Source organism: Blautia faecis, assembly GCF_027662325.1.
GTDB lineage: Bacteria > Bacillota > Clostridia > Lachnospirales > Lachnospiraceae > Blautia_A > Blautia_A faecis.
Genome location: NZ_JAQDKY010000072.1, coordinates 770 through 8,074, shown reverse-complemented (window position 1 = coordinate 8,074; position 7,305 = coordinate 770). Strand labels below are relative to the sequence as shown.

At 43.6% G+C, this 7,305-nt stretch carries 10 protein-coding genes; 4 read left to right on the top strand and 6 right to left on the bottom strand.

The window, feature by feature from the left end:
- Positions 1 to 556: 556 nt before the first annotated feature.
- The 4 genes from PGQ38_RS18705 to PGQ38_RS18690 all read left to right on the top strand — a co-directional run bounded on the left by PGQ38_RS18705 (position 557) and on the right by PGQ38_RS18690 (position 3,598).
- Complete coding sequence (locus tag PGQ38_RS18705) at positions 557 to 979, top strand: RNA polymerase sigma factor (protein ID WP_015564337.1); 423 nt, start codon at positions 557 to 559, stop codon at positions 977 to 979.
- 441 nt (positions 980 to 1,420) lie between these two features.
- A complete protein-coding gene (locus tag PGQ38_RS18700) occupies positions 1,421 to 1,690 on the top strand; it encodes a hypothetical protein (protein WP_015564338.1) in 270 nt (89 codons plus the stop codon).
- Positions 1,691 to 1,823: 133 nt separating this feature from the next.
- The gene (locus PGQ38_RS18695) at positions 1,824 to 2,000 is read left to right on the top strand and encodes a hypothetical protein (protein ID WP_015553872.1); all 177 of its coding nucleotides are present in this window, start codon (positions 1,824 to 1,826) and stop codon (positions 1,998 to 2,000) included.
- An 89-nt stretch (positions 2,001 to 2,089) separates the two neighbouring features.
- Entirely contained in the window at positions 2,090 to 3,598 is a 1,509-nt protein-coding gene (locus tag PGQ38_RS18690) for a recombinase family protein (RefSeq protein ID WP_118203967.1), read from the top strand.
- 31 nt (positions 3,599 to 3,629) lie between these two features.
- On the opposite strand, the gene PGQ38_RS18685 is transcribed toward PGQ38_RS18690, so the two are convergent.
- The 6 genes from PGQ38_RS18685 to PGQ38_RS18660 all read right to left on the bottom strand — a co-directional run bounded on the left by PGQ38_RS18685 (position 3,630) and on the right by PGQ38_RS18660 (position 7,078).
- Complete coding sequence (locus PGQ38_RS18685) at positions 3,630 to 4,178, bottom strand: hypothetical protein (RefSeq protein ID WP_270433071.1); 549 nt, start codon at positions 4,176 to 4,178, stop codon at positions 3,630 to 3,632.
- A 202-nt stretch (positions 4,179 to 4,380) separates the two neighbouring features.
- Positions 4,381 to 4,683: a type II toxin-antitoxin system RelE/ParE family toxin gene (locus PGQ38_RS18680; protein ID WP_204453929.1), complete on the bottom strand. Its 303-nt coding sequence runs from the start codon at positions 4,681 to 4,683 to the stop codon at positions 4,381 to 4,383.
- Positions 4,676 to 4,939 (bottom strand): type II toxin-antitoxin system Phd/YefM family antitoxin, encoded by a 264-nt coding sequence (locus PGQ38_RS18675; RefSeq protein WP_204453931.1) that lies wholly within the window; start codon positions 4,937 to 4,939, stop codon positions 4,676 to 4,678. Before PGQ38_RS18675 ends, PGQ38_RS18680 begins: the two co-directional genes overlap by 8 nt.
- A gap of 73 nt (positions 4,940 to 5,012) precedes the next feature.
- Positions 5,013 to 5,186: a helix-turn-helix domain-containing protein gene (locus PGQ38_RS18670; protein WP_204453933.1), complete on the bottom strand. Its 174-nt coding sequence runs from the start codon at positions 5,184 to 5,186 to the stop codon at positions 5,013 to 5,015.
- A 94-nt stretch (positions 5,187 to 5,280) separates the two neighbouring features.
- Positions 5,281 to 6,012 (bottom strand): recombinase family protein, encoded by a 732-nt coding sequence (locus tag PGQ38_RS18665; RefSeq protein ID WP_204453935.1) that lies wholly within the window; start codon positions 6,010 to 6,012, stop codon positions 5,281 to 5,283.
- A gap of 91 nt (positions 6,013 to 6,103) precedes the next feature.
- Entirely contained in the window at positions 6,104 to 7,078 is a 975-nt protein-coding gene (locus PGQ38_RS18660) for an Rpn family recombination-promoting nuclease/putative transposase (RefSeq protein WP_204453937.1), read from the bottom strand.
- Between the last annotated feature and the right edge of the window lie 227 nt (positions 7,079 to 7,305).

Below are 7,305 nucleotides of genomic sequence, written 5' to 3'. Positions count from 1 at the left end.
GAAAGCAAGAATTGAACTCTAATTCAAATTGAATGACTAACATGGTATGTTTTGTGGCCTTTGCGGCATGAAACATACCTGCATATTCAAACATCTGCCTCCACAGCGGGGAAAAGAAAAAAACCGCTGACGGGCAGAGGATTTCGTGCGCTTTTCTGTATCATCGACTGATACGGCGGTTTTGAGAAAATCAGAGCCGCCGTTTCTTTTCGTCTATCCTAAACCAACGACGACCTAACACCGTGTAAATCCACGGCGGCATATAGGAGGATTGCCGCCGTGTCTATTTTTGCCTTTTTTCATAGCACCCATGACCTACATCAGTTAAAAAAAGCATAGCTCCGCCTCCGGGTTATTCCGGCTATGTATGCAAAATTTGTTGGAACCTTAATTATTATGTCATTTCATGCGTCCGTGTGGCTTCATGCCGCCCGGGCGCTTTTGCGTTCTTATGCGTTAGCTTCGGGTCATGTTGGCCCGAAGTCATTCCCCGGTGCCGCTCCCCGCCGCCTTCGTTTCGGTCACTCGTCAACCAACAACCGAAACGGAGGTCAATATGGCTATTATCAATTTGCGGGACTATTACCCATTTTATACATCGGATTGCTTCATGGAAGTATCGGAAGAAGTTGCAGAAATGTTCAAAGAGTTTGAGCGTAAAGAGGCTGCTTATCGGCTGCGTACATACCGCCACAAAGCCTACTATTCCCTTGATCGGGACGACGGGCTGGAGCACGAAGCTGTCTTTGTCGCCTTATCGCCCCATGAACTGTATGAGCGGAAAGTGACCATGCAGGAGCTTCACGCAGCGATTTCCAGTTTGCCGGACAAACAGGCAAAACGGATTTATGCTCATTTCATTCTCGGCATGACCAAACAGGACATTGCCCGGGCAGAGGGCGTCCATGAAAAAGTGGTTCGTGTCGCAATCGAGCGAGGTCTGCGGCGCTTAGAAAAAATTTTGAAAAATTCTTTGTAAGGCGTACCGATTTAGGCCGGAAAATGAAATGGCTTATGAGAGGCAAAACACTTCGGGTCACAATGGCCCGAGGTTCAGACAAGCCTCATGCAGATTGAAAATTGAATAAAAAGACACCCGGATACGAAGGGGAACGCGCTGTGTGACAGACCCGCCATGACCTCGGATTTCAGAGAATACAGTCTTTGTAAAACTGAGCGAGCGAACAGGTCCATGCCATAGGTGGGGCAAGGCTGGCTCCACCGGAACAGGCGCAGAACCCGGATACTTGCGTTTAGTCACAGTCCGAGCGTTGAAGCGGCCTTGCAAGCCGTGAGCCGTCGCAGGCAATGAGAACGCCTTGCCATCAGAATGGGGAGAGTTGAAATACTATGGGGCATGAAGCCTATGCCCGTCCGGTGTGTCTGAAATGAAGTGAAAACCTATGGGGAGCCCCCGGCAATGCTGTCTGATGATAGGCCAACCAATCCGGCGTGGCTCCCCATCTTTTCAAAAAAGGAGCACTTTATGGGAAATGCGTTTGGAATGATCCCCGGCTTGGAACCGGACGAATGGAGCAATGACGCCTGCCGTGGTTATGTCATTATGGCAATGGAGGACTGCGGATTTTCAAAGAAGGATATACGGCGTGTTGTGGGGCAGCTTTATGAAGTATTCGACCTCAACAGCGTGGAGGACGCCAAAGAAAAGTACCTTTCCAGTCCTTACTGACCTCGGGCCACATTGACCCGAAGTGGAGAAAGCTCAAAGGGCGGCACCTGCTGGGTGCCGTCTTTTGACGTTTCCCCACGGGACAAGTGGGAAAGGCTGGCATATACACGCACTTTCGCAAAGGAGGTTTTCAATGACGCAAGCTGTCACTTATGAACGAGAAACAAAGTCTGTCGCATTTCAAGGGAAGATCATTGTGCTGGAAAGCCTCACGCCGGTACTTCCCCCGAAGGAGAAAGAACAGCGCAAAAAAGAAATTGAGCGTTGTCTTTACGAGGTGTTCAGTAAATATGGGGACAGATTTCCCTAATCATTCGCAACATTGTTGTCCGGGGCTGCTGATGGTATAATATAGTTGTAAGGTTGGTAGCTCCATTCCAACAAGGAAAGGAGCCCAATATGGAATTTATCAGAGAAGATTGTATTTACGCAAGACAGTCAGTAGACCGCAAGGACAGTATCAGCATTGAAAGTCAGATTGACTTTTGCAAGTATGAATTGAAAGGCGGGAGCTGCCGGGTATTCAAGGACAAAGGCTATTCCGGTAAGAACACGGACAGACCGGAGTTTCAAAAGCTACTGGGCGAGATCCGCAAGGGAAAGGTCCGGCGGGTCATCGTGTACAAGCTGGACCGTATAAGCCGCTCTATTCTGGACTTTGCAACGATGATGGAGCTGTTTCAAGAGTACGATGTGGAGTTTGTATCCTCCACGGAAAAGTTTGATACTTCGACCCCGATGGGCCGGGCCATGCTGAATATCTGCATTGTATTCGCCCAGCTTGAACGTGAGACAATTCAGAAGCGTGTCACAGACGCCTACTATTCCCGGTGCCTGAAAGGCTTTCACATGAGCGGACAGGCACCATACGGTTATCAGTTAGAGCCTACTGTGGTAGAGGGTATCCGCACAAAGAAAATGGTTGCCGACCCCGTAGCCGCCGACCATGTTCGGCTGATGTTTGAAATGTACGCTGAATCGGAAACCTCCTTCGGAGATATTACCCGATACTTCGAGGAACATGACATAAAAATTTATGGCAAATCCATGTTCCGTACATTTCTTTCCCAGCTTTTAAGAAACCCCGTTTACGCACAGGCCGATTTGGAACTGTACGAATTTTTCAAGAGCCAGGGCGCAGCGATTGTCAATGACGCTTCCGACTTTGCCGGAACAAACGGCTGCTATCTCTATCAGGGGCGGGATGTGAAGGAGGACAAGGACAGGTGCTTAAAAGACCAGATACTTGTTATCGCTCCCCACGAAGCACTCATTTCCTCTGACACATGGCTGAAATGCCGGAAAAAACTTATGGCAAATACCACCTTCCAGCAGGGACGGAAACCGAAAAATACTTGGCTGGCCGGAAAAATCAAATGCGGTCATTGTGGGTATGCTCTGAAAGCCACCCATGTACCAAACAGCACCGGATATTTCCGCTGTACCAAACGGACGGAAAATAAAGGCTGTCCAGGCTGCGGGAAAATTCGCAAAGAAGAATTTGAGCAATTCATTTTCTCGGCCATGCAGGAGAAGTTCAAAGATTTTCAGATACTCCACGGCAAAGAGGAAAAGGTCAATCCGAAGCTGACAGCCTATCAAGTAGAGCTGGCACAGGTGGAGGCAGAAATTGAAAAGCTGCTGGACACACTGACCGGAGCCAATGCGACCTTGCTTGCCTACGCTAACAAAAAAATTGAAGAACTGGACACCCGACGCCAGACCATTTCAAAGGCAATCGCCGAATTGAGCGTTGAAACCATATCGCCCCAGCAGATAAAGAAGTTATCCTATTATCTCGACAACTGGGAGAGCATAGATTTTGACGACAAAAGAAAAGCCGCCGATGGTTTGATCTCTACGATCAAGGCCACCAGCGACCGTGTTCAGATAGAGTGGAAAATCTGACATTTCCGCTCTATCGCCCCTCATTTCTATTTTATCTTGTTTGTACCCCTTGTACACCGATGTTTTCAAGCTTATAGCGCTCCTGTTTTACTATGAAAGCAATAAATCTCAATTGATACAGCTGTTTTAGATTATATCGTATCTCATTCTTGTTTTTCTCCTGCATCCCATGAAAATGATTTACAATTTTTGAAAAAATTGGATCCTTCGCAATAGGTGAGTCCTCCTTCTTTTCATTTACACCTAATAAATAATGTAATTTCAATACCAGGTCATAATCTATCTTTTCTGGTAACTTAATTTTCCACATCTCACAAATAACCCTAAGCTGTATTCGATCGTTTTTATATATGTCTACTACTTCTTGTTCATTAACAAGCCTACATTTTATCCACCCAGATATTATTTTGTCTAATTCTCTATTCTGTGGCAAATCTTCAACTCTACATTTCCCTTCTCGCACCATAGCAGTAATAAATCTAAGCTGCAAAAATTGTTCCTCACCAATCTCTTTCTTTTCTGCCAAAAACCAATGTACAACCTTATTAAAATATGGATCCTGTGGAATATAATCATTCATTTTTAACGTTCTCCATCGTTATATATTCTTTAATCATCAACTTATCATTCACATTACAGGCTTCTAATTCTGAATATATTGTGCTACAACGCATGAAATGTATAACAAATCCGTTTTACAACAATTCAACCTTTTATTACCCATAATCAATCTCCGTCCAAGTCAGAAGGACAGCCGATATCACTATCAACTGCCCTTCCATCTAAAAATTCCGTCCTTGATATTGTATCGTCACAACAAAAACTTTTTTCGTTTCTTTCTCAATTCTGTAAATTGCAATATAGTTGTCAATCATAAGCTGCTTGTATCCCTTATCAGCGTAACGACCAACCAGCCGGTCTTGATGTGATTCTGGAAAAAGCTCCAACTTTTTTAAAGCCTCCCAGATTCTATTCGTTTGCCCTTGCGCATTTTCAGGTGCCATTTTTTCAAGTGCAATATATGAATAGATGTCTTCAATGTCCCGATATGCTCTTGGATACAGCAGAACCTTATATTTATCCATAATATTTCTTGTTCAGCCTTTCCATCGCATCTTCCATCGCAATCGGCTCTGCACCTTCTGTTATCTCTCTTTCAGCTTCATAAATTGCCTGATCTATTTTGTTGCTCTGTACCAAGTGCTCGTAGAACTCAGAACTCATTACAACCAGGTCACTATATCCATTTTTTGTGACATAGATAGGTTCCTGCTTTTTATGTGCAAGTTCAGAGAGTTCACTGGTTTTTCTTAAATCTCTAATCGGTATAATTGTTGGCATAGACTACACCTCTCTTTCTGATGACATTATTGTATCATCATTACGAGTCGTCGTAAATCATAATAATTTCATTTCAGCTATTTTTTATAAATTCCAGAACATCCTCTTTCAAGAACAACCACTTTCCAGCAACACGATGCCCTGTAATAATATTATCATGCACAAGGCGCAGTGCTGTATTCTTTCCAATCTGAAGTACACTTTGTAATTCCGCAAGTGTAAGAGTATCAGGAACGTTATCAAGCATTATCATCACCTCCGAATCTGTTCCAATTATAATATGGTTCCTCATAGGCGGTTTGTATTAGCTGTTCCCGGTTTACTATGGATTATCCTGGCATCTACTTTGTGCGTTTTGTCGCATCCTCCATTTCCATACGTCTCAGTTCCTGTTTGTACTTATAATAAGAACCTCTGGAAATCCCGATCAGAACAATACACTCTTTGTCGCTGAGCGCACCTTCAAAATCTCTGCTGTACTTACGGATTAACCGCTTCGATTCCACAGATTTTTTCGTAACCAGCTTGGTTCCTGCCGGAAGTCCAATCTGTTTTCCATTAAGGCGTGCTGTCTCGATGCCCTCCCTGGTTCTTTGGTGCAGATCTGCTACTTCTTTTTCTGACTGCTCAAAAGCCAGAAGAATCTGTTTTCTGGCAAGGTTTAAGATATAGCCATTGACAGCATTCAAGATTCCAGCCATCAGTTCATCCGAAGCCAGATCTCCTGTATTAATTTTCATAGACAACTGACTGTCTATTGCCTGTTGATATGTGCTGGTATTGATGTGGGGCTCCTTCAAAAATACCAGGGACACGCCCCGGTTATACAACTCTTCATATATTCCATATCCTTCCTGTGCAGTACGGCTCATTCGTGAAACACTGTCAAAAACAAGCGTATCACCATTTGCTACCTTTTTAAGCATCTTCGTAAACTCTTTTCTTCCCTGCACTTTCGTTCCTGTGTATATTTCCCTTACTATAACAGCATCAGGATAGTTATTCCGAATATTCCTGACCTGTCGTTCCAGATTCTGGCGCGGTGTTGAAATCCTGCAATATCCATAGATCATCCTGTTTATCCTTTCCTGTTGTAAAATAAAAAGAGAGCAGAACCCTTTTACAGATTCCACTCTCCTGGTTACATCTGGTTGCTTTAATTGCTTACCAGTATTTTTCTACATATTCAATAGCATCTTCTTCCGGCAGAGAAAACTCCTTTGCGATATTCTTAATTGTATCTTCTTTGCTGATATGAAAGGTTTTACAGGTTCTGATATTTGCCAATATTCCTTTCTGCATTCCTTTCTGCATTCCTTCCTGTCTGCCCTTATCTACTAACTCTTCCAGTGCTCCACACATATTGATCTGACCTCCTTCTTTTTCGGATTTCAATGCCTGATCTATCAGTTTCTGTGATTCCGTGATTGCCCCGATCACCACACCAAGCTCTGCTGAGATTTTCTTATCCCTGTATATGGTGTTGATCTTATCAAAGTTACGCTCATAAATAGAACGGCTTACATCAAACACCGTATCTACATCCGGGTTATGAAAACGCAGGGGTTCACTATTTCTTACCTCAATCAGATTCATTTTATAATCGGATACCAGTGTTTTCAGTTTCTCTGGGATTTCCAGCATATCCGTCAGACAGAACGGCCCGTCCCATTCATTTTCGCCATAATATACGCACAGGCTGACCACAGGATGAAGACGGTCTGTTTTCTTCAGGTTGGAAAGAAATTCATCCGAAGATTCAAAACCTTTCTCTGCTCTGTTCCTGGCTGCGATCTCATTATATTCTTTTAAATAGGAAAAACAATCACCCAGCATATGGCGAAGCGGCATTGCGTAATGTATTTTCGCCTGGTTTTCCAATCCCCAGATTACAAAATCAACTCCGTATGCGGTCTTCTTCACCACATCCAGAACTTTCTGGACAGTTTCTGCGTGTCCATTAAATTTCAAGAACGAGGAAACATCGGTATCCACTTCTGTAAGGTCTCTTGGATTTAACACCTGTTCCCCGCCAAATAATGCGGCATTAAATAAATCTGCAAAGCGGTCATTGTCCCGCCAGAATGTCTTTAGTATGGTATCCGGTTTCACTTTATTTTTTTCAGCCGTTTCAAACACCTCCCATTACCATTCTTCTATCATCACTATAGCATAATCTGTACTTAATTTCCATGAAAACAATTTTTCCTATTCTTAAAATTTTCTAAAGCAGCTCACTCCCAGTATCAAAACTACCCTGCATAAAAAAAGTATCAAAAGGAACCTAAATCGCAGATTTTCGTATGGAAGATGCCATACCAGATCAAACGGTCGTTAGATTTGATACCGTTTCGTTCTGACAGTAT

Coding starts and splice junctions, on each gene's coding strand:
- PGQ38_RS18705 (WP_015564337.1), top strand. CDS start 557: ATGGCTATTATCAATTTGCGGGACTATTACCCATTTTATACATCGGAT.
- PGQ38_RS18700 (WP_015564338.1), top strand. CDS start 1,421: ATGCTGTCTGATGATAGGCCAACCAATCCGGCGTGGCTCCCCATCTTT.
- PGQ38_RS18695 (WP_015553872.1), top strand. CDS start 1,824: ATGACGCAAGCTGTCACTTATGAACGAGAAACAAAGTCTGTCGCATTT.
- PGQ38_RS18690 (WP_118203967.1), top strand. CDS start 2,090: ATGGAATTTATCAGAGAAGATTGTATTTACGCAAGACAGTCAGTAGAC.
- PGQ38_RS18685 (WP_270433071.1), bottom strand. CDS start 4,178: ATGAATGATTATATTCCACAGGATCCATATTTTAATAAGGTTGTACAT.
- PGQ38_RS18680 (WP_204453929.1), bottom strand. CDS start 4,683: ATGGATAAATATAAGGTTCTGCTGTATCCAAGAGCATATCGGGACATT.
- PGQ38_RS18675 (WP_204453931.1), bottom strand. CDS start 4,939: ATGCCAACAATTATACCGATTAGAGATTTAAGAAAAACCAGTGAACTC.
- PGQ38_RS18670 (WP_204453933.1), bottom strand. CDS start 5,186: ATGCTTGATAACGTTCCTGATACTCTTACACTTGCGGAATTACAAAGT.
- PGQ38_RS18665 (WP_204453935.1), bottom strand. CDS start 6,012: ATGATCTATGGATATTGCAGGATTTCAACACCGCGCCAGAATCTGGAA.